General features: G+C 63.6%; 19 protein-coding genes. 3 read left to right on the top strand and 16 right to left on the bottom strand.

Going from position 1 to position 21,684, the window contains the following annotated elements; all coding sequences use genetic code 11:
- Positions 1 to 119: 119 nt before the first annotated feature.
- On the bottom strand, positions 120 to 578 hold the full coding sequence (locus EN808_RS09585; protein WP_127871738.1) for a MarR family transcriptional regulator: 459 nt from the start codon (positions 576 to 578) through the stop codon (positions 120 to 122).
- Between the two features lie 100 nt (positions 579 to 678).
- Between EN808_RS09585 and EN808_RS09580 the strand changes: the two genes are divergently transcribed.
- Positions 679 to 1,416 (top strand): glutathione S-transferase family protein, encoded by a 738-nt coding sequence (locus tag EN808_RS09580; RefSeq protein WP_135915656.1) that lies wholly within the window; start codon positions 679 to 681, stop codon positions 1,414 to 1,416.
- Here the strand turns inward: EN808_RS09580 and EN808_RS09575 are convergent.
- Positions 1,364 to 2,629, bottom strand: a complete 1,266-nt coding sequence (locus EN808_RS09575) for an NAD(P)/FAD-dependent oxidoreductase (protein WP_135915655.1) — start codon at positions 2,627 to 2,629, stop codon at positions 1,364 to 1,366. The genes EN808_RS09580 and EN808_RS09575 overlap by 53 nt on opposite strands.
- Before the next feature lie 53 nt (positions 2,630 to 2,682).
- Positions 2,683 to 3,093, bottom strand: coding sequence for a helix-turn-helix domain-containing protein (locus tag EN808_RS09570; RefSeq protein ID WP_135915654.1), 411 nt, complete (start codon positions 3,091 to 3,093; stop codon positions 2,683 to 2,685).
- 135 nt (positions 3,094 to 3,228) lie between these two features.
- Between EN808_RS09570 and EN808_RS09565 the strand changes: the two genes are divergently transcribed.
- Complete coding sequence (locus EN808_RS09565; protein WP_127279156.1) at positions 3,229 to 4,119, top strand: SDR family oxidoreductase; 891 nt, start codon at positions 3,229 to 3,231, stop codon at positions 4,117 to 4,119.
- 34 nt (positions 4,120 to 4,153) lie between these two features.
- Here the strand turns inward: EN808_RS09565 and EN808_RS09560 are convergent, their stop codons facing one another.
- The 4 genes from EN808_RS09560 to EN808_RS09545 form a co-directional block, all read right to left on the bottom strand.
- On the bottom strand, positions 4,154 to 5,194 hold the full coding sequence (locus tag EN808_RS09560; RefSeq protein WP_135915653.1) for an aldehyde reductase: 1,041 nt from the start codon (positions 5,192 to 5,194) through the stop codon (positions 4,154 to 4,156).
- Positions 5,195 to 5,231: 37 nt separating this feature from the next.
- Positions 5,232 to 7,151 carry a potassium transporter Kup gene (locus tag EN808_RS09555; RefSeq protein WP_135915652.1) on the bottom strand — a complete coding sequence of 640 codons (1,920 nt, stop codon included), beginning with the start codon at positions 7,149 to 7,151 and terminating at the stop codon, positions 5,232 to 5,234.
- Between the two features lie 195 nt (positions 7,152 to 7,346).
- A complete protein-coding gene (locus EN808_RS09550) occupies positions 7,347 to 9,260 on the bottom strand; it encodes a potassium transporter Kup (protein WP_135915651.1) in 1,914 nt (637 codons plus the stop codon).
- Between the two features lie 98 nt (positions 9,261 to 9,358).
- Positions 9,359 to 10,099 (bottom strand): pyridoxine 5'-phosphate synthase, encoded by a 741-nt coding sequence (locus EN808_RS09545; RefSeq protein WP_135866883.1) that lies wholly within the window; start codon positions 10,097 to 10,099, stop codon positions 9,359 to 9,361.
- 161 nt (positions 10,100 to 10,260) lie between these two features.
- Here EN808_RS09545 and EN808_RS09540 point away from each other — a divergent pair, with 161 nt between their 5' ends.
- Positions 10,261 to 10,689 (top strand): STAS/SEC14 domain-containing protein, encoded by a 429-nt coding sequence (locus EN808_RS09540; protein ID WP_127280159.1) that lies wholly within the window; start codon positions 10,261 to 10,263, stop codon positions 10,687 to 10,689.
- A gap of 30 nt (positions 10,690 to 10,719) precedes the next feature.
- On the opposite strand, the gene EN808_RS09535 is transcribed toward EN808_RS09540, so the two are convergent.
- The 9 genes from EN808_RS09535 to EN808_RS09495 form a co-directional block, all read right to left on the bottom strand.
- Positions 10,720 to 11,847, bottom strand: a complete 1,128-nt coding sequence (locus EN808_RS09535) for an ATP-dependent RecD-like DNA helicase (protein WP_127871618.1) — start codon at positions 11,845 to 11,847, stop codon at positions 10,720 to 10,722.
- Between the two features lie 141 nt (positions 11,848 to 11,988).
- Positions 11,989 to 12,354 carry a nitrile hydratase accessory protein gene (locus EN808_RS09530; RefSeq protein WP_189524083.1) on the bottom strand — a complete coding sequence of 122 codons (366 nt, stop codon included), beginning with the start codon at positions 12,352 to 12,354 and terminating at the stop codon, positions 11,989 to 11,991.
- A complete protein-coding gene (nthB, locus tag EN808_RS09525; protein WP_135915650.1) occupies positions 12,341 to 13,000 on the bottom strand; it encodes a nitrile hydratase subunit beta in 660 nt (219 codons plus the stop codon). The genes EN808_RS09530 and nthB overlap by 14 nt, the downstream gene beginning before the upstream one ends.
- A complete protein-coding gene (gene nthA / locus EN808_RS09520; protein WP_127279410.1) occupies positions 12,997 to 13,617 on the bottom strand; it encodes a nitrile hydratase subunit alpha in 621 nt (206 codons plus the stop codon). Before nthA ends, nthB begins: the two co-directional genes overlap by 4 nt.
- Positions 13,618 to 13,695: 78 nt before the next feature.
- The gene (locus tag EN808_RS09515) at positions 13,696 to 16,857 is read right to left on the bottom strand and encodes an efflux RND transporter permease subunit (RefSeq protein WP_135915649.1); all 3,162 of its coding nucleotides are present in this window, start codon (positions 16,855 to 16,857) and stop codon (positions 13,696 to 13,698) included.
- The gene (locus EN808_RS09510) at positions 16,854 to 18,116 is read right to left on the bottom strand and encodes an efflux RND transporter periplasmic adaptor subunit (protein ID WP_135866508.1); all 1,263 of its coding nucleotides are present in this window, start codon (positions 18,114 to 18,116) and stop codon (positions 16,854 to 16,856) included. Before EN808_RS09510 ends, EN808_RS09515 begins: the two co-directional genes overlap by 4 nt.
- Before the next feature lie 242 nt (positions 18,117 to 18,358).
- Entirely contained in the window at positions 18,359 to 18,955 is a 597-nt protein-coding gene (locus EN808_RS09505) for a LysE family translocator (RefSeq protein WP_135915648.1), read from the bottom strand.
- A gap of 119 nt (positions 18,956 to 19,074) precedes the next feature.
- On the bottom strand, positions 19,075 to 19,647 hold the full coding sequence (ilvN, locus tag EN808_RS09500) for an acetolactate synthase small subunit (protein WP_027051201.1): 573 nt from the start codon (positions 19,645 to 19,647) through the stop codon (positions 19,075 to 19,077).
- Between the two features lie 64 nt (positions 19,648 to 19,711).
- The gene (locus tag EN808_RS09495) at positions 19,712 to 21,511 is read right to left on the bottom strand and encodes an acetolactate synthase 3 large subunit (protein ID WP_135915647.1); all 1,800 of its coding nucleotides are present in this window, start codon (positions 21,509 to 21,511) and stop codon (positions 19,712 to 19,714) included.
- Between the last annotated feature and the right edge of the window lie 173 nt (positions 21,512 to 21,684).

Raw genomic sequence — 21,684 nt, 5'->3', positions numbered from 1 at the left:
TACCGTACGTTACGGTTCGGCATATTGCGCGATCCGCCATCCGACGCAAGGGGAAAAAGTAGAAATATTTGGCGGCAAAAGGCGACGGTGCGCAACAGCCGCTCAGTACTGGTCCAACCTCAATGGTCCACAGGCGGATCGCGCAGCCGGCCGAGCATCGCCGAGACCGTGTTCAGCTCAACGGTTGACAGTTTGGCGCCAACCAGGTCCGCGATCGAGCGCCCGTAGACCGCCCACATCCGGCGGCGCGTCTCACGTCCCGTGGCCGTGACGCGGATGGTTTGCCCACGGCCGTCATCGGCCACCGGCAGTTTCTCGACCAGCCCGTCGGCCTCGAGCCGCGCCAACAGCCGCGAGATGTTGTATTGCGCAAACAAGGTGCGCTCGATCAATTGAAACGGCCGCAAACCGCCCTCGCCGGCCTCGGCAAGCTCGTGTAGCACGTCATACCATGCGAGCGGCGGCAGGCCGCCCTCCTTCAGAGCGTCCTCGGCGCGTTCCATCAATTGGCGCGACACCCGCATCAGGCGGGCCCAGACCTTGATGGCTTCAGGCGAAGGCATGGCTGTCTCTGTCATGGCCGCACCATAAGAGATAGATGCAATTGCATCAAGCTTGACGATCAATGCACATGCATCTACATAGATGCAACTGCATCGATATCGGGAGGCACATCCCATGCAACATCCCGACACCCTCATTCTCGTCAGCCACCCCCTTTGCCCCTATGTCCAGCGCGCCGCGATCTCGCTGGCCGAGAAGGGCGTGCCGTTCGAGCGCGTCGACATCGACCTCGCCGACAAGCCGGACTGGTTCAAGGCGATCTCGCCACTCGGCAAGGTGCCGCTGCTGCGCGTGCGGCAAGCTGGCGACGAGACGATAATCTTCGAATCGGCGGTCATCCTCGAATTCCTCGAGGAGACGCAGCCCAATCCCCTCCACCCTGCCGACCCCTATGCCCGCGCCCGGCACCGGGCTTGGATCGAATACGGCTCGGCCATCCTCAACGCCATCGGTCGCTTCTATTCAGCGCCGAGCGAGGCCGGCTTCCTCGCCGAGTCTAGTGCGCTGTCGGCGATGTTTGGCCGCCTCGAGGCTGAACTCGCGGACGATACCCCGCGGCGCGGGCCATGGTTCGCTGGCAGCCGCTTTTCCCTCGTCGATGCCGTTTACGGTCCGGTCTTTCGCTACCTCGACGCCTTCGACCGGATCGGCGATTTCGGCATCCTGGAAGGCAAGCCGCTTGTCCAGGCCTGGCGCAAGGCGTTGAGCGGCCGTCCGTCGATCAGGCAAGCCGTGGCGCCTGACTATCCGCAGCGCCTGCATGCTTTCCTGCGGGCGAAGGGGTCTTTCCTATCGAGTCTCATTTGGCAAGGCGATCCGGCCACCGCGCTTCGGCAAGCCCTGCCCGCCTGAACGGATCGATCACCGTGCCGGCCACCATCGAGGCGAGAAACCGCGGCGCCGGCGGGATTTTGGCGATCGTCGCCACCAGCCTGTCGCGGATGAAGGGCAGCGCCGCCGAATCCGACTGGTAGAAGGGCGTGAATGCCAGCGACAGTGCCTGGAAGGCCCGCACATGCCAGCGCCGCGCTCTCGCATAGGCTTCCAGCGCTGCCTCCACGCCGTCCGCTCGCGCCAGCGCATGGCTGAGCGCGGCGGCGTCGAGGAGCGCCATGTTGGCGCCCTGGCCAAGCTGTGGGCTGGTCGAATGCGCGGCGTCGCCGATCACGGCCAGCCGCCGGCCAGCCGGAAATTTCATCGTATGGTGGCCGTAGCGGGCCAGCGAGAGCTGGTCGAAACTGTCGATCTGGCCGGTGAACGCCTCGGCCTGCGGCCACAGCCGCAGCACCCGCTCCTTCCAGGCATCGATGCCGAGGTTGCGCACGGCATCGGCATCCGCCGGTTTCAGGCTCCAGAAGAAAGCCGCCATCCTTTCGGCATCGGGTTCCGGCCGGCCGATCGGCAGCACGCCGATCATCACGCTGGCCTTGTCGTAGCGCTGCAAGAGCGCGTGCTCGTCAAAGCCCTCGCCTCGCCAATCCAGCGATGCCCAGAACGCGCCATAGGTGAGTGGTCGTGGTGCCGCGGCATTGCCGGCGCATTGCCGCAGTTTCGAGCGTGCGCCGCTGGCATCGACGACCAGATCGAACGGCCCTGCCTTTCGCCCGCCGCTGTGGATCAGCGTTGCCCGTTCGCCGGTTTCCAGGGTCTCGATTTCGACGCCGGTTTCGATGGCGATGGTCTCACGCCCGGCAGCGCGGAACAGCACGCCGAACAGGGCAGCCCGGTGCACCGCCAGGCCGAAGCGGCCGCCCTGCTGGGCGTCGTAGCGGACATCGAGCACGGTGCGGCCGGTCGAGGCATCGGCGCCATGCAGCCGGTCGATCCGGGCACCAAGTGCCATGACATCATCGAGCAGGCCGAGATCGGCCAGCACCGTCAGCCCGGTCGGCTGCAGGATCAGGCCGGAGCCGACCGGCCTGGGTTCCTCGAAGCGTTCGAAGACGGTGACCCTGTGGCCGGCGCGCTTGAGGTAAAGCGCCATGGCCAGCCCTGCCGGACCGGCGCCTGCAATTGCGATGTCGTAGGAAATGCCGATGCCCCCAAGCCGAACTGGCCGAGACAATCCTTCAGCCGCCGGGCGAAATCAAGCCGCGGAGCCGCGCACTGTCCGGTTGTTCAAGCCTGGGTCGCGTCGAAGGTAGTGCGCGCGTCGCGCACCGCGTCATGGTTGTTTTCAGCCCACTGCAGCAAATACTGCAAGGCATCGAACATCGAGCGCCCGAGGTCGGTCAGGCTGTATTCGACACTCGGCGGCTTGGTCGGAAACACTTCGCGACGCACATAGCCGTCGCGCTGCAGATCGTAGAGCGTCTGGGTCAGCATGCGCTGCGAAATGTCGGGAACCAGCCGCCGCAGCTCGCCGAAGCGATAGGGCTGCTCAGCCAAGGCCGCCGTCAACAGCGAACTCCATTTGCCATTGAGCCCCTGGATGACGTCGCGGACCGGGCAATCGGCGATGCTTCCGCCGTCGGTCATCGCTTTGTAGACTTCGAGTTTGGATCTCAGATTGACGGTTCGGCTGTCCATGACTGGTTCCCTGCCTGTGCCTACCTCCCCAAAAACTGCCTTCTTTACGGCATCGGGTCAATTCCTATTTTAGTGCTGGTCTCTTTTTGAGACCACCACTCGAACCGCCCTTCCGGCGCAAAGTCAGGATCCCCCATGACCGCAACTCTTCTCGTCACCGGCGCGTCCGGCCAGCTCGGCCGCAGCGTCATCAACCATCTGCTGGACACGTTCGAGATACCGGCGGCCCGAATCATCGCCACGACCCGCACGCCCGCCAATCTTGCCGACCTGTCAGCGCGCGGCGTCACTGTTCGCGAGGCCGACTTCGACGATCAGGCCTCGCTTGCCAAAGCCTTCGCCGGCGCCGACCGGGCGCTCATCATTTCGACCAACGAGCTGGCAATCCAGGGAAAGCGGCGCGAACAGCAGCTCGCGGCGGTCGCTGCGGCCAGCAAGGCAGGCGTCGGCCACCTGCTTTACACCTCGATGCCCAACACCGAGCCGGGGTCGCCGGTGCTCTTCGCGCCCGACCACTACGACACGGAACAGGCGATCAAGGCGAGCGGCATTCCCTACACGATCTTCCGCAATGGCTGGTACGACGAGAACCTGTTCATGGCGATGCCGCAAATCCTCGCATCGGGCCAATGGTATACGTCCGCGGCCGACGGCGCCATTTCCTACGGCGCGCGGAGCGATCTGGCCGCGGCCATAGCCGCGGGGCTGGCTTCGGACGACACCGAAAGCACGACTTACACGCTGACTGGCCCCAAGGCCTATACACCAGCCGAAGTCGCCGCACTCGTCACCGAAGTCACCGGCAAGCCGATCCAGGTCGTCCAGCTCTCCGACGAAGCGCTGACCGAGGGAATGAAGGCGGCCGGGCTTCCCGAGCCGATCGCCAAGCTCCTGGTGTCCTTCGATGCTGCCACACGCGCCGGCGACCTTGGCATGGTAACGGACTCGGTGGAGACCCTTTCCGGCCGGAAGTCGGTACCGCTGAAGCAGTTCCTCAAGGCCAACAAGGCCGCGCTGGCCGGCTGAAATCCGCGCGGCGGGAAGGCTTTCTCCCGCCGCGCTATTTCGGGGTCTTGACCAGCCCAAGCCGAACCAGGCTTGCTCCGGTGGCGGCCAGGGCATCCTCGCGCGAGCGCGGCGCCCAGCCGAGCATGCGCACCGCCTTGGCGTTGGTGGCGTTCTTGACCTTGCCGAGTTCCGTCACCAGCTGCGCGGCTTCCGCGTTGAACAACCCCACCACCCGCACCAGCCAATCGGGAAGCTCCCGCGTCGAGACACGCGAGGCGGCCGCGCCGAGCCGCGTCTTCACGGCCTGCGCGATCTCCCGCACGGTCATGAAATCGCCGGCTACGGCCAGAAACCGCTCGCCCTTGGCAGCGGGATTGGTCATGGCGCGCACATGCAGGTCGGCCACGTCGCGCGCGTCGACCACACCGAAGGACAGGCGCGGCAGCCCCGGCATGGCACCGTTCATCATGCGCTGGACGAATGCGGTGGAGGTCGAATGGTCGGCCCCCAGGACAGGCCCGAAAATGCCGACCGGATTGACGACTGCCAGCTCCAGGCTGCCACCCTCGGCGGCGATGAAATCCCAGGCCGCGCGTTCGGCGAGCGTCTTCGACTTCACATAGGCGCTGACCTTGGCCGTCGGATCGGTCCAGCTCTCTTCGGTGAAGGGCCGGCCGTCCGGCCGCATCTTGCCATAGCCGATAGCGGCGAAGGATGAGGTCAGCACGACGCGTTTGACGCCTGCGTCTCGCGCCGCCCTGAGCACGCGCAAGGCGCCTTCGCGAGCCGGGATGATCAGGTCATCTTCATGCTTCGGCACGCCGAAGGGAAATGGCGAGGCGACATGCAGGACATAGTCGCAGCCGGCAACCGCTTGCGGCCAGCCGGCGTCGCTCATGAGGTCGGCAATGGCAAAGGAAAGCCGGTCGCCGGGCTCGGCGCCACCAACCTTCAGCATGGCCAGAACATCGGCTTCACGCCTGGCGGAGCGCAGCGTCGTGCGCACGCTATAGCCCGCCTTCAACAGGGCAAGGATGCAGTGAGCGCCGAGGAACCCCGATCCGCCGGTGACAAGCACCAATTCGCCGCTCATCCCCGCCTCCCCGTTCAGGCCGAGGCGATCGACCTCGTCAGATCGCCACCTGCGTACCGATTTCTACCACACGTCCGGTTGGAATCTGGAAATATTCGGTGGCGTCGGCCGCCGTGCGCGCTAGGCCGATGAACAGCCTGTCCTGCCACATCGGCATGCCGGAATTGGGCGAGGCCTTCAGCGAGCGCCGCGACAGGAAGAAGGACGTCGTCATGATGTCGAACTTCCAGCCTTGCTTGCGGCAGATCGCCAGCGCGCGCGGAATGTTGGGCTGCTCCATGTAGCCGAAGGTCAGCGTCACCCGCATGAACAGCTCGTTGACCGTCTCCATCTTGACCCGGTCGCTGTCGGGCACCACCGGCTGAGGAGCGGTGACCACCGAGAGGATGACGTTCTGCTCGTGCAGCACCTTGTAATGCTTCAGGCTGTGCATCAGCGCGGTCGGTGCGCTGAGCGGATCACTGGTCAGGAACACGGCGGTGCCCGAGACCAGCTGCGGCTTCTTCTTCAACAGATTGCCGGCGAGGAAATCGAGCGGGATCTCGTTGCGGCGGGTCTTGTCGAAGAGATAGCGGCTGCCGCGCACCCAGGTCCACATGCCCAGCACGATGGTGAAGGCCACGACCAGCGACGCCCAGCCGCCTTCGAACACCTTGACGATGTTGGAGGCGAAGAAGCCGACGTCGATGAAGGCAAACAGCACGGTCAGCGGGATCGCCACCGAGAGCTTCCACTTCCAGATCCGGGTCATGACGACATAGAGCAGCACCGTCGTCACCAGCATGTTGCCGGTCACCGAGATGCCGTAGGCGGAAGCCAGCTTGCTGGATTCGCCGAAGCCGACCACCAGCATCATGACCACCAGGGCCAGCAGCAGGTTGACGCGCGGCATGTAGATCTGGCCGGACTGCTTTTCCGACGTGTGCAGGATTTCCAGCCGCGGCAGCATGTTGAGCTGCACCGCCTGCCTGGTCAGCGAGAAGGCACCCGAAATCACCGCCTGGCTGGCGATAACCGTCGCGGCGGTCGCCAGCACGACCATGGGAATCAGAGCCCAACCCTCGTTCATCTCGAAGAACGGATGGCCGACGATGCCATTCTTGGCCAGCACGAAGGCGCCCTGTCCGGCATAATTGAGCAGCAGACAGGGAAACACGATCGCCAGCCAGGCAAGTACGATCGGCTTGCGGCCGAAATGACCGAGATCGGCATAGAGCGCTTCTGCACCGGTCACGGCAAGGAAGACGGCGCCGACCGTGACGAAGGCCACGTCCGGCGAATGAATCAGGAAGGCGACGATGTAGTGCGGGCTGATTGCCAGCAGGATTTCTGGATCGTTGATGATGTGTTTCAGGCCGGAAAGGCCGATCGCCAGGAACCAGACCGCGGTCACCGGCCCGAACACCAATCCCACCCCGCCCGTGCCAAAGCGCTGCACCGCGAACACCATGGCGAGGATGACCAGGGTCAGCGGCACCACATAAGGCTGGAAAGCAGGCGTGACGACGTTCATGCCCTCGACCGCCGAAAGCACCGAAATCGCCGGCGTGATGACCGCATCGCCAAAAAACAGCGAGGCGCCGACGATGCCAATGCCCAGAATCACCGCCGAGCGCTTCGGGAAACTGCCGCGTGCCAGCGCCATCAGCGACAGCACGCCGCCTTCGCCGCGGTTGTCGGCGCGCAGCACGAACATGATGTATTTTATCGTAACCGTAATCGTCAGCGACCAGATGATCAGCGACAGCACACCGAGAATGTCGCCGCGATCAGCAACGGTGCCGTGTGACGACGCGACCAGCGCTTCTCGAAAGGCATAGATAGGGCTGGTGCCGATATCCCCATAGACCACACCGAGCGCGCCCAGCATCAGCACCTTGGTGCTATGCTGTTCGATTTCCGGATGGCTCGATTGGTCGACGGGTTCTGCCTCACTACCAGCATTGGCAAGGGCCATGTACGACACTCCGATAAACGCGCGGTGCTCTACGCTTGCTGCAATGCAATATCAAGTGCCGTAACGTTATGGCACTCATGTTAGCAGCGCGCGGCTACCGGTGGGCGACGTCTTGCGATGTCGATCCATGCGACGTTTCGCATGCTCATATCCCGAACCATCGCAAAACAACCAGGCCCGGCGAACTCGTACCTATTAAATGGCGACCTGCGTGCCGATTTCAACGACGCGTCCGGTCGGGATCTGGAAATACTCCGTCGCATCGGCCGCCGTGCGCGCCAGCCCGATGAACAGCCGGTCCTGCCACACCGGCATGCCGGAATTGGGCGAGGCCTTGAGCGAGCGCCGCGACAGGAAGAAGGACGTCGTCATGATGTCGAACTTCCAGCCTTGCTTGCGGCAGATCGCCAGCGCGCGCGGGATGTTGGGCTGCTCCATGTAGCCGAAGGTCAGCGTCACCCGCATGAACAGCTCGTTGACCGTCTCCATCTTCACCCGCTCGCTGTCGGGCACCACCGGCTGCGGTGCGGTGACCACCGAGAGGATGACGTTCTGCTCGTGCAGCACCTTGTAATGCTTCAGGCTGTGCATCAGCGCGGTCGGTGCGCTCAAGGGATCGCTGGTTAGGAACACGGCGGTGCCCGAGACCAGCTGCGGCTTCTTCTTCAACAGGTTGCCGGCGAGGAAATCGAGCGGGATCTCGTTGCGGCGGGTCTTGTCGAAGAGATAGCGGCTGCCGCGTATCCACGTCCACATGATCAGCCCCATCAGGCTCGCAACGGTGATCGAGACCCAGCCGCCTTCAACGATCTTCACGACATTGGCCAGGAAGAAGCCGCTGTCGATGATGCCGAACAGTAAGGTCAGCGCCAGGGCGAGCGCCAGCTTCCATTTCCACATCTTGCGCATCACCACGAACAGCAGGATCGTCGTCATCAGCATTTCGCCGGTCACCGAGATGCCGTAGGCGGAAGCCAGCGAACTCGAACTGCCGAAACCGACCACCAGCAGCATCACGCCCATCGCGATGAGCAGGTTGACGCGCGGCATGTAGATCTGCCCGGACTGCATTTCCGAGGTATGTTGCACCTCGATGCGTGGCAGAAGGTTGAGCTGCACCGCCTGGCGGGTCAGTGAAAAAGCCCCTGAAATGACCGCCTGACTGGCAATGACGGTCGCCGCCGTTGCCAGTCCCACCATCGGCATCAGCGCCCAGTCAGGCAGCATCTGGAAGAACGGATTGGTCGGTTTTCCATCATTGGCGAGCACAAAGGCGCCCTGCCCGAAATAGTTGAGCAGCAGGCAGGGAAACACCACGGAAAACCATGCCAGCACGATCGGCTTGCGTCCGAAATGGCCGAGATCGACATAAAGCGCCTCGGCCCCGGTCACGGCCAGGAACACCGCGCCGACAGTGACGAAGGCGGCGGTGGGTGTGCTGGCCAGATAGGCAACCGCGTAATAGGGATTGATGGCCAGCAGGATCGATGGATCATCCATCAAGTGATAAATGCCCGCGACGCCGATCGCCAGGAACCACAGCGCCGTCACCGGCCCGAACACCGCCGCTACCTTTCCCGTGCCGAAGCGCTGCACCGAGAACAGGATGGCAAGGATGACCAGCGTGATCGGCACGACATAGGCGTCCAGCGCCGGGGTCACCACCGTCAGGCCTTCGACCGCCGACAGCACCGAGATGGCCGGCGTTATGATCGAATCGCCGAAAAACAGCGCCGCGCCGCAAAGGCCGATCACGAGGATCAGTCGAGCGCCCTTGGGATAGGCGCTGCGTGCCAGCGACATCAGCGACAGCGTGCCGCCTTCGCCCTTGTTGTCGGCACGAAGCACGAAGGCGACGTATTTGATGGTGACGATGATCGTCAGCGCCCAGACAATCAGCGACAAAACGCCAAGCACGTGAACGCGCGTATCGATGCCGGGCGAAGCGTGAAGCGCCTCGCGAAAGGCGTAGATCGGACTTGTGCCTATATCGCCATAGACGACGCCGAGCGCGCCCAGCATCAGAACCTTGGTGCTGTGCTGCTCAACCTCGGAATGGCTCGATTGCTCGACGGATTCAGCCTCGCTCCCGCTATTGGCAAGGGCCATCGACCACTCTCCGACAGGCGCGCGGTGCTCTATGCATGCTGCGATGCGGTGTCAATTGCACGCTATGGCTGCCATACCTGCAAAGCGAAGCCCTAACCCTACCAGCCGCAGGCTCTGAGAAACCGACCCACCGTGCCGGCCATGCCATACTCCAACGCGTCGGCTGTCAACCCATGTCCGATCGACACTTCGGCCAATGCCGGAACACGCCTTGCCAGCGCGGGCAGATTGGCCACCGTCAGGTCGTGTCCGGCGTTGACCTGGAGGCCGGCGGCTAATGCCGCGTCAGCGGTTTTCCCCAATCTTTCCAATTCTTTGGCCGCCTTACCGGAGTCGGAATAGTAGCTGCCATAAGGGCCGGTATAGAGTTCAATACGATCGGCGCCCGTATCGCGAGCGGCCCCTATGCCGGTGGGATCCGCGTCGGAAAACAGCGAGACCCTGAAACCGCCCTTCTTCAGACGCTTGACAACAGGCATCAGGAACGCCGCATCGGCGATGAAGTTCCAGCCGTGATCGGAGGTTGCCTGTGCCGGATCGTCGGGAACCAGCGTCACCTGTTCGGGCTGATTCTTCTCCACAAGCGCCAGGAAATCCTCACTTGGGTAGCCCTCGATATTGAATTCCGCCTGCGGAAACTCATCGTCGATCAGCGCCCTGATCAGGGGCAGGTCGGAATGCCTTGTGTGACGTTCGTCGGGGCGCGGATGCACTGTCAGCCCATGCGCTCCGGCGGCAAGGGCAAGGCGGCCGACGCCGATCACATCGGGCCATGGCAGGTCGCGCCGGTTGCGCAGCATGGCGATGGCGTTGAGGTTGACGGAAAGCTTGGCGGGCATGGGCTTGGCGTCCGTGAAAACAGTCGATTGAGGCGCGCCACGCTCATTCGTTCCGCACGGCGCATTTGAAACAGCGCATCTATAGCGTCTTTGACGGGAACAGATAGGGCCTTTCCGGTGTTCCAGAAGACCAACATATTCCGTGAAAGGGAGGCACCACCTTGAATTTCCTCCAATCCGTGCCGGCGATCCGCCGCATCGACACCAGCCGCGACGACCTCCTTGCCTTCGATGTGGTCGGCCATGTCTCGGCCGCCGATGCCGAGAACCTGTTCGGCCTGCTGGAGGCGGCCTATGCGCTCCATCCGAGAATCGACGTCGCCGTGCGCATAGTCGATCACGAGGGCGTCGACTGGGCCGACATTTCCGATGAGACCATCAAGAAGGGTGCCGTCCACGCATTGGAGCATATTGGCCGTTGCGCGGCGATCGGCGCGCCTGACTGGACGCCGAACGCACGACACGCCTTGCCCGCTTCGTCGCCTGTCGAATTCAGGCATTTCAAGATCGAGGAGGAAGCTGCTGCCTGGGAGTGGCTCGCGGCGCGGCCGACGGGCGAAGAGGCGACCGCCGCTCCAGAAAGAAAATGAAACGATTCTCCCGGCTGCCGCCGACCCCTTCTATCTGACGATGGTCAGCCGTTCGGCGGCCCGGGTGATGGCTGTATAAAGCCAGCGCTGGCGCGTTTCCTTGAAGGCCCAGCTTTCGTCGAACAGCACGATCTCGTTCCACTGCGAACCTTGCGCCTTGTGCACCGTCAGCGCGTAGCCGTAGTCGAAATCGTCGAAGCGCTTCTTCTGCTGCCAGGGGATATCGGCATCCGGATCCTCGAACGCCGCCTTGAGCAGCTTGATCTTGGCGACACCGCGATCCGGATCGTCCTCTTCGGGCGACACCAGAAGGTTGATGCCGGGCTTCACCGTCTCGCGCGACGAGGTCATCACCTTCCAGAGCGAACCGTTGAGCAGGCCCTTGGCGGGATCGTTGCGCAGGCAGACCAGCTTGTCGCCCGCTTGTGGGTAATCGGCATTGAAGCCCTTCAGTTCGCGCAGGCGCTGGTTGTAGCGCCGGCGCGTGCGGTTGGTGCCGACCAGAACCTGGTCCGCTTTCAGCACCAGTTCCTGGTTGACGTCTTCCTTGCCGATCACCTGCGCGGTGCCATAGTCGCCGCGCATGAATTCGCGGCCCTCGCGCACATCGAGCGCCAGCCGCAGGATCGGATTGTCGCGCGCCTGCCGGTGGATTTCGGTCAGCAAAAAGTCCGGCTCATGGTCGGTGAAGAAGCCGCCGCCCGAGATCGGCGGCAACTGGCCGGGATCGCCCAGCACCAGGATCGGCGTGCCGAAACTCATCAGGTCGCGGCCAAGCTGCTCGTCGACCATCGAGCACTCGTCGATGACGACCAGTTTGGCGCGCGAGATCGGGCTTTGCCGGTTGAGCGAAAAGGTCGGCGACATCGAGGTCTTGCCGGTCACCTCGTCGGCCACCGATTCCTCGCCCTTGGGCCGGTAGATCAGCGAATGGATGGTGCGGGCGTTGACCGCGCCCTTGGAGCGCAGCACTTGCGCTGCCTTGCCGGTGAAGGCGGCGAACTGCACCTGCCCGTCGACATGTTCGGCGAAATAGCGCGCCAGCGTCGTCTTGCCGGTGCCGGCATAGCCGAACAGCCGGAACAATTGCGGCTGGCCCGCCTGGAGCCAGCGGGCGACCGCCTGTAGCGCCTCGTCTTGTTGGGGTGAAAATTCCATCTGATCGTGTGACCGGATTCGCGAGGCAAAGACAAGACAGCCGCCATCATCAACGACACAGCTGATGGCGAACTCCCTGCGATTCAGGCTATCAGCCGCAACCAAGAACGTAAAGGGAACGAAAAAGGCAACCGTGCAACTTCAGTTGGCAGCGCTCGGATCGTTCTCCAGCAGGATCGGCTTGCCATGCGGCGTGGCATGCGCGGCGCGCTCCCAGGCCAGCGCCATTGCATCGACATCAGGCTTGGCGGCCAGCCCCTTCGACGCCAGCAGGTTTTCCAGCGCCGCCAGCCAATGCTCGTAATAGTCATGGCCGTCCGCCGCGGCATCTGGCTTCTTCACCTCGGCCGATAGAGCATCCGCCCATTCGCTCCACGAAAACAGGCCCTTGTCGTGCAGCGCCACCGTCATGGCGAAGGCTTCGGCCTGCCAGGGCTCGGCAAATACCGGTGCGTCGAGGCCAGCGGGCAAACTGGCGGCGGACCCCTTCGCTTCAGGCCGGCTCAAGATAGCTCTCCCAGGCGTCGATCGAGACGGTCAATGTCGGGTCGGCGCCCTCGCCCCAGATCTCGCTCCCGTCGAAGACCACGGTGTAGACCCACTGCGGGTTCTCGCCTTGCCCATGAGCGTTGCTGTCGGGAAAGACGAAGCCGTCTCGCACCGCCTCAATGGTCCCCTGCTTGTCGCGCGCATAGCGCGGCAGTCTGGTGTGGCCGGTCGGGTTGAAGTTTTTGGTCCGCACCGGATCACCAGCTTTGAAGCGCGGCGCGGTCTCGACCGGCCGGTCGCACGGGCCGCCCTTGGCCAGCACGGCCGGGACATTTTCCGCCTTCAGCACTCTTTTGGGCGTCGCCGCCGGATCGATCGCGTCGCCTGCCCTGAGGTCGCGCTCGCTGACGAAGCCGTGCCGCTTGAGCAGGGTCTCCAGCGCCTTGATCCAGATCTGATAGTAGCTGGAGCCATAATAGTCCGCCGGATGGAGCGATTCCCGCGCATGCCGGCTCTCGTCGATGTTCCAGGCGCCCATGGCGCCGGCGCACAGCGTCACGCCAAGCGCGCGGCGCTCCCAGTTGGCATGGAAATAAGGCTCGTTCTTCTCCGGGGCGACCGGGCCGAACCCCATCTGTCCTCCAAGATCCTGGGGGCCGTTCATGCGGGCACCCCCTTATCCGGCCCGTGGGCCAGCGCGGTGCCGATCATGGCATCGCGGCTTACCAGCTCGGCCAGCCGCTCCTCGCTCCAGCCTTCGGTGCTTTCCGGCCGCATCGGCACGACGAGATAGCGCAGTTCCGCCGTCGAATCCCAGACGCGTATCTTCGTCTCGGCCGGCAGGGAGAGCCCGAATTCCTCGAGCACGCCGCGCGGATCGATCACCGCGCGCGACCGATAGGGCGGCGCCTTGTACCAAACCGGCGGCAAGCCGAGCACCGACCACGGGTAACAGGAGCACAGCGTGCAGACGACGAGGTTGTGGGTGTCCCCGGTGTTGAACACTGCCTGCATGTGTTCGCCCTGGCGCCCGGTATAGCTCAGCGACTCGATCGCCGCCGTCGCATCGCGCTTCAGCCACTCGGCATAGGCGGAATCGTTCCAGGCCTTCGCCACCACCCTGGCGCCGTTGCGTGGACCGATCTTGGTCTCGTAGGTATCGACGATGACGTCGATCGCGGCTGGATCGATCAGCCCCTTGCGGGTCAGGATAGTTTCGAGCGCCCGAACCCGCGCGGCAAACGGATCGAGTTCGTTGTCGTGGTCATGATCGTGGGACATGACGGCAAATTACGGTTCCGACCCGCCGGCCGCAAGCTCCATGGCTTGGGCCAACGGGACCGGAGCTTTGTCCGTCTGCTACTCGGCGGCCGTCTTCTGCGGCTCGCCCGCGATGTCGTCATTGGTGCCGAACAGCGAAGGCTGATCGCCATCCTCGACCACATGCAGCTCGGCTTTGCGCTTCGGCATGAGCCCGGCCAGCCAGCCCGAGAAATTCTCCATGTAGACATAGATCACCGGTGTCACGAACAAGGTCAGCGCCTGCGATGCGAGCAGGCCGCCGACGACGGCGACGCCCAGCGGCTGGCGCAGTTCCGCGCTGGCGCCGGTGCCGAGCGCGATCGGGAACGTCCCCATCAGTGCCGCCAGCGTCGTCATCATGATCGGCCTGAAACGCATCAGGCAGGCCTTGTGGATGGAGTCCGTGGCCGACATGCCTTCTCGTCGCAGTTCGAGCGCGACGTCGACCATCATAATGCCGTTCTTCTTGACGATGCCGATCAGCATCAGGATGCCGATCACCGCGATGACGGACAGATCCATGCCGGCGAAGCGCAAGGCAACGACCGCCCCGAGCACAGCCGACGGCAGGCCGGTCAAGATGGTGAGCGGGTGGATGAAGCTCTCATACAGAATGCCAAGCACGATATAGATGGTCAGGATGGCGCCGCCGACCAGCAGGCCCTGGTTGGCGAGCGAATCCTGGAAGGTCTTGGCCGTGCCGGCGAAGGTGGTCGAGATCGCCGCCGGCATGCCGATCTGCTCCTTGAGCTGGTCGATGCGTTTCACGCTGTCGCCGAGCGACACGCCCTGCGGCAAATTGTAGGAGACGGTGACGGCCGGAAGCTGGCCGAGCTGGTTGACCGTCAGGGCGCCGGCCGTGCGGTCGACACGGGCGAAAGCGCCGAGCGGGACCAGGCTTCCACTCGCCGTCCGCATCTGGATGGCGAGCATCCTCTCCGGCGACCATTCGATCTTGGGATCGAGTTCGGTGATGACTTCGTAGCTGTCGGCCGAGCCGAAGATCGTCGAAACCTGGTCGGTACCGAACCCGCCATAAAGCGCGGAGCGCAGCGTGTCGGTGTCGATGCCGAGTTGCGCGGCCTTGTCGCGGTCCACCACCAGCGCCGCCTGCAGCGCGTTGTTCTGCAGGTCGCTGGTGACATCGGCGAAGTTAGCGTGGTCGGCCGCCATCGCGTCATTCATCTTCTGAGCCCAGATATCGGTCAGGCCGGTATCGAGGCCCTGAACCACCAGCTGGTAGGCGCTGGCCGACGAGCGCGAACCCAGCCTCAGATTCTGCACCGGCTGCATGTAGGTTTCGATGCCCGCAACGCCGGCCAGGTGCTTGCGCAGATCCGCAAGCACCTTCTCGATATCGGGACGCTGGTCCTTGCCCTTGAGCTGGACGAAGAGCTGTCCCTGGTTGAGCGCATTGTTGCCGCTGCCCGCCGACCACGCCACATGGTCGACATAGGGCGACTTCGAGAACACGCTGGCCACCTGCCCTTGCAGCTTGGCCATGGCGTCGAACGAAATGTCCTGGCGCGCGATGGTGGTCACCGATATCTGGCCGATATCCTCCTGCGGGAAGAAGCCCTTCGGCGAGACCTCGATCAGCCACACCGAGGCTGCCGCGGTGCCGACGAAGACGAGGAACACAAGGAAGGTGTGCCGCAGGCAGAAGCTCAGGATCCGGTCATAGCCGCGCGTGATGAGATCGCGCTTGTGGCCGGCGCCATGCGCCTCGCGGTCGGCCTTGGTCACCGACAGCAGCCGCGAGCACAGCATCGGCGTCAATGTCAGCGACACGAACATGGAAGCCAGGATGGCGACGGTCACCACTACGGCGAATTCGTTGAAGATGCGACCGATCACGCCGCCCATCAGGAGCACCGGGATGAACACCGCCACCAGCGAGATCGAGATCGAAATGATGGTGAAGCCGATCTCGCGCGCGCCCTTCAGCGACGCGTCGAAGGCCGACAGCCCGTCCTCCTCCATGTGGCGGAAGATGTTTTCCAGCATCACGATGGCATCGTCGACGACGAGGCCGACGGCGAGCGTCAGGCCCATCAGCGAGATGTTGTCGATGGAAAAGCCGAACAGGAACATCGCGCCGAGCGTGGCGATCAGCGAGATCGGCACCGCCACGGCCGGGATGATGGTGGCCGTGACGCGGCGCAGGAACACGAAGATCACCATGACCACCAGCGCGATAGTCAACAGCAGCGTGAACTGCACGTCGTCGACGGCCTGACGGATCGAGGTCGAGCGGTCGTTGAGCAGCTTGATCTGGGCGGCGGCCGGCATCTGGTCCTGGAAGGACGGCAGCATCGCCTTGACCCGGTCGACGACGTCGACCGTGTTCGCGTCGGGTTGGCGCTGCACCGCCATGATGATGGCGCGGGTGCCGTCGTACCAGCTTGCGGTCGTGGTCGTCTGCACCGAATCGACGACGCGGGTCACCTCGCCCAGTCGCACCGGATGACCGTTCTTGGTGGCGATGATGAGGTTGGAGAAGCCGGCCGCGTTGGTAAGCTGCGTGTTGGCGGTAATGGTCAGCTGCTGCTTGTTGTTCTGCAGCACGCCGAGCGGCGTGTTGCTGTTGGCCGAAGCCACAGCCGCCTGCAGCTGATCGATCGAGATGCCCCGCGCGGCCAGCGCGGTCGGATCGATCTGGATGCGCACGGCGTATTTCTGCTGGCCGAAGATCGAGACCTGGGCCACGCCGTCGATGGTCGACAGCGACGGCGAGATGACGTTTTCGGCGAAGGCGTCGAGGTCGGTCAGCGGAACCGTATCGCTGACCAGCGACATCAGCAGGATCGGCGCGTCGGCCGGATTGACCTTGCGATAGCTCGGCGGCGACGTCATCTGCGGCGGCAGCGATTTCTGCGTGCGCGCGATCGCGGCCTGCACGTCGGCCGCCGCCGCGTCGATGTCGCGGTTGAGGACGAACTGGATGGCGATCGAGGTCTGGCCGAGCGAGTTGGTGGTCGAAATGGAATCGATGCCGGCGATGGTCGCGAACTGCTTGATCAGCGGCGTCGCCACCGATGTCGCCATGGTCTCCGGCGAGGCGCCGGGCAGCGATGCCGAGACGTTGACGACAGGGAATTCGGCGCTCGGCAGTGCCGCGACCGGCAGGAATTTGTAGGCGAACAGCCCGCCCAGCACGAGGGCGAACGACATCAGGAGCGTGGCGACGGGCCTGCGAATGCAGAATTCGGAGATCATTGGGCCGCCCCGCCGGCATTGGTCGCCTGGGCCACTTTGGGCGCGGCCTCCTTGCCTTCATGCACCGCGGCGCCGTCCTTCAGCCGTGTCTGGCCTTCGGTGACAACCTTCTCGCCGCTTTTCAGCCCTTGGCTGATGGCGCTGTTTTCGCCCTCGGTCAGCGCCACCTGCACTGGCCGCATCTGGACGGTGTTGTCCGGCTTGACCACATAGACGAACGGCCCCTTCTGGCTGGGCTGGACCGCGACGGTGGGAACCGAGGTCATCTGCGGCATGATGCCGGCGTCAAGCACGACGTTCACATATTGGCCCGGCCACAAGGAAAGATCCGCATTGGGAATGCTGGCCCGCGTGGCGATCGTGCCCGACGCGGTGTCGACGCTGGAATCGACGAAATCGAGCGTGCCCTTGCCGATCGGCCTCGGGTCGCCGTTTTGGGTCAGCGTCACCGCATTCTGCTGCGGATTGGCAAGCGCCTTGTGCAGCAGCGCGAGGTCGCGTTCCGGCAGATTGAAGTTGACCTGCAGCGGATCCATCTGGGTGATGGTCACCAGCGGCGTCGCCGTGCTGCTGTTGCCATTGCTGACCGTGACGAGATCGCCGACGGCGACGTTGACCGCGCCCAACCTGCCCGAGATTGGCGCGGCAATGGTGGCAAAGCCAAGCTGGACATTGTCGGCGTCGATCGTCGCCTTGTCGGCATCGACGGTCGCCGCCGCCGCCTTCTGCGCGGCAACGGCCTGGTCGTAGGTCTGCTGCGTCCCGGCCTGCTTGGCGACAAGATCCTTGGCGCGCTGAAGATCGGAATTCGAACTGGCAAGCAGCGCCTGGTCCTTGGCAAGCGTGGCCTGGTCCTTGGCCAGCTGCGCTTTCAGGGCGCGGTCATCCAGTGAAAACAGCACGTCACCGGTCTTCACCATCTGTCCGTCCTTGACGTCGATCGACACGATCTGGCTGGAGACGCGGGCGTTGATGTTGACCACGGCCGGAGAGGAAACGAAGCCGATGGCATAGCGGCGGATCGGAAAGTCAGCTGTCGTTGCAGTCGCCGAAACGATAGAGGCCGAACGGGCGCCGCCATTGCCGCCGCTGGCCTGTTTGCCGCCTGCCGGCTTGTCGGCCGCTGGCTTGTCTGTCGCGGCGACCTGCTTTGTGCCGATGAGCTGCTGAGCCTTGTTCAGCGCTTCCGGCGACAAATAGAGCCAGGCCGCGCCCGCACAGGCAATCGCCAGCAATGAAAGAAGGACTTTTCCACGCATCGACAAAAGACCTCTCCGTCCGACACGCCATAGCCAGGTGGTCGTATTCTAGCGCAATTCACGGCTCACTGCCGCGATTTCGCCGAATAGATAGGACGGGCGTTTGTCGGAAAAGGGCCAAAACACGGCATTACGAAGATTTAATGTGCACTGCACAATAGCTGTGCAGCCGGCTATCGTTTAGGGCCGAAGGCCCGATTGGCCCCGAAAATAGCCTCCGAAAGGGTGGAGCGGGCCGTAGCCTAGCGCAGCATCGGCCAAAGCGTCGCCGCCAGCAGCACGCCCATGGCGATGTTGAACCATTTCAGCCGCACCGCATCCGACAGGAAACCACGCAGCGCCGTGCCGAACCCCGCCCACACCGAGACGCTGGGAAGATTGACCACGGTAAAAGCCACGCCAATCAGAATGACGGACAGGAACGGCCGTTCCGGATTGGTGTAGACGGCCATCGCGGTGATGGCCATCACCCAGGCCTTGGGGTTGACCCATTGGAAAGCCGCCGCATCGACGAAGCGCATCGGCCGCGCATTGGTCTCACCCTTGCCGCTGAGCGAGCGCGACACGGCGATCTTCCAGGCCAAGTAGAGTAGGTAGACGGCACCGGCGATCTTCAGCCCGGTGTGCAATGCCGGAAACGCGGTCAGCACCGCGCCCAGGCCGAAGCCGACGGCGAGCAACAGGACGAGAAAGCCGATGCTGATGCCCAGCATGTGCGGCACTGTCCTGGCGATGCCGAAATTGACGCCGGAGGCCAGCAGCATGAGGTTGTTCGGCCCTGGCGTGATCGAGGTCACCAAGGCGTAGACAAGCAGGGCGAGGAATGCGTCGAGGGACATGATATCCTCCCAGATACGTCAGTACTCTTGTCTCTTTCCGACGGCTGCACAAAGGCCAGTGCCGGCCGTTGGTCACGCCAGTCCTGCATTCGTGGAAAATTCGGCTGGGTTACGTCGGTCTACATGCCTTGCGGGCCGCGGTTCATCGCCGCCACGCCGGTGCGGCAGATCTCGACCAGGCCGAGCGGCTTCATGATGGCGATGAACTGGTCGAGCTTGGAGCCCTTGCCGGTGATCTCGAAGATGAAATGCTCGGTATTGGCGTCGATGACGCTGGCGCGGAAAGCGTCGGCGAGTCTCAGCGCCTCGACCCGGGCCTCGCCGGTGCCGGCAACCTTGACCAGCGCGAGTTCCCGCTCCAGCGGCCGCTCCTGGCCGAGCTCGTGCGAGCGGACAGTCAGATCGACCACGCGGTGCACCGGCACGATGCGTTCGAGCTGATGCTTGATCTGCTCCATCACATGCGGCGTGCCGCGCGTCACGATGGTGATGCGCGAGAGATGTTTTTCATGCTCGGTCTCGGAGACGGTCAGGCTTTCGATGTTGTAGCCGCGGCCCGAAAACAGGCCGATGACCCGGGCGAGCACGCCCGGCTCGTTGTCGACCAGCACGGAAAGCGTGTGCGTTTCCGGCTTCTCGGTTTCCTTGGCGATGAAGTAGGCGGAGCCGGTGGGCTGAAGCTGTGCGTTCATGACGTGAATCTCGATTTCAAACTTTTGAGCTAATTCTCTGTTTTAACACGGCTTCCGCCTGCGGTTAAACCAGTTCCCTGCCCTTGGCGTCGATGGCGTTGGCCACCGCTTCATCCGTCGCCTCGTCGGGCAACAGCATCTCGTTATGCGCCTTGCCCGAAGGGATCATCGGGAAGCAGTTGGCGAGTGTCGCCACGCGGCAGTCGAACAGCACCGGCTTCCTGACCGAGATCATCTCCTTGATCGCATCGTCGAGCTCGTCCGGTTTGTCGCAGCGTATGCCGTGGCCGCCATAGGCTTCGGCCAGCTTGACGAAGTCCGGCATCGCCTCGGTATAGGAATGCGACAGCCGGTTGCCGTGCAGCAGCTGCTGCCACTGCCGCACCATGCCCATATACTGGTTGTTGAGGATGAAGATCTTGATTGGCGCGTCATACTGCACCGCCGCACTCATCTCCTGCATCGTCATCTGCACCGAGGCGTCGCCGGCGATATCGACCACCAGCGCGTTCGGATGCGCGATCTGCACGCCGAGCGCGGCCGGCAGGCCGTATCCCATCGTGCCGAGACCACCCGATGTCATCCAGCGGTTCGGCTTGTCGAAATGATAGTGCTGCGCCGCCCACATCTGGTGCTGGCCGACCTCGGTGGTGATGTAGGTGTCCATGTCCTTGGTCAGCGCGTAAAGCCGCTGGATGGCGTATTGCGGCATGATCACGTCGTTGTTCATCTTGTAGGCGAGTGAATCGCGCGCCCGCCATTTGGCGATCTGCTCCCACCAGGGATAGAGCGCCTTCTTGTCGGCCTTGGCGCTCGCCCGCCACAGCCGCACCAGATCCTCCAGCACCCGGCCGACATCGCCAATGATCGGCACGTCGGTGTGGACGTTCTTGTTGATCGAGGACGGATCGATGTCGATGTGAATCTTCTTCGAATTCGGCGAAAACGCGGTCAGCCGGCCGGTGATGCGGTCGTCGAAGCGCGCGCCGATGCAGATCATCACGTCGCAATCATGCATCGCCATGTTGGCTTCATAGGTACCGTGCATGCCGAGCATGCCCATCCAGTTCTTGCCCGAGGCCGGATAGGCGCCGAGTCCCATCAGCGTCGAGGTGATCGGGAAACCGGTGAGGTCGACCAGTTCGCGCAGCAGGTGGCTCGCTTCCGGACCGGAATTGATGACGCCGCCGCCCGAATAGATGATCGGCTTCTTGGCGCTCGCCATCAGTTCGACCGCGGCCTTGACCTTCTCCAGGTCGCCCTGGACCTTCGGCTGGTAGGAGGTGCGCGGTGCGATCTGCGGCGGGACATAAAAGCCCTTGGCGAACTGCACGTCCTTCGGGATGTCGACCACGACCGGACCGGGACGGCCGGTCGTGGCGACATGGAAGGCCTCGTGGATGGTCGCGGCGAGCTCGTTGACGTCCTTCACAAGCCAGTTGTGCTTGGTGCAGGGCCGCGTGATGCCGACAGTATCGCATTCCTGGAACGCGTCCGAACCGATCAGCGAGGTCGGCACTTGCCCCGTCAGACAGACCAGCGGGATCGAGTCCATCAGTGCGTCCTGCAGCGGCGTCACCGCATTGGTGGCGCCGGGGCCCGATGTCACCAGCATGACGCCGGCCTTGCCGGTCGATCGCGCATAGCCCTCGGCGGCGTGGCCGGCGCCCTGCTCGTGGCGCACGAGAATATGTTCGACCTCGTCCTGCTGGAATATCTCGTCATAGATCGGGAGAACCGCGCCGCCCGGATAGCCGAAGACATGCTTGACGCCATTGTCCTTCAGTGCCTGCACCACCATTTCGGCGCCAGTCATTTCCCTGCTGCTTGGCATGTCGCGCCGCTCACTCTGTCCGTTGCTCATCGGTCTGGTCCCGTACTGTCGCCATTTGGGCGTTTGCTGGTCGTTTAGTCGTGTTTCAGGCAATAAAAAAGGCCCCCGAGGGAGCCTGTGTGGTGCGCATGGGAGGTTTTCGCCCGGCGGTTACACCGCCTTGCCCACGCGCCTTCCTACGAGAATGAGTGCCGTTTTCATGG

The sequence above is a fragment of the Mesorhizobium sp. M8A.F.Ca.ET.165.01.1.1 genome (genome assembly GCF_004792065.1).
Classification (GTDB): Bacteria; Pseudomonadota; Alphaproteobacteria; order Rhizobiales; family Rhizobiaceae; genus Mesorhizobium.
The sequence above is the reverse complement of the archived record's forward strand: the minus strand, read 5'-3'. Positions and strand labels throughout refer to the sequence as shown.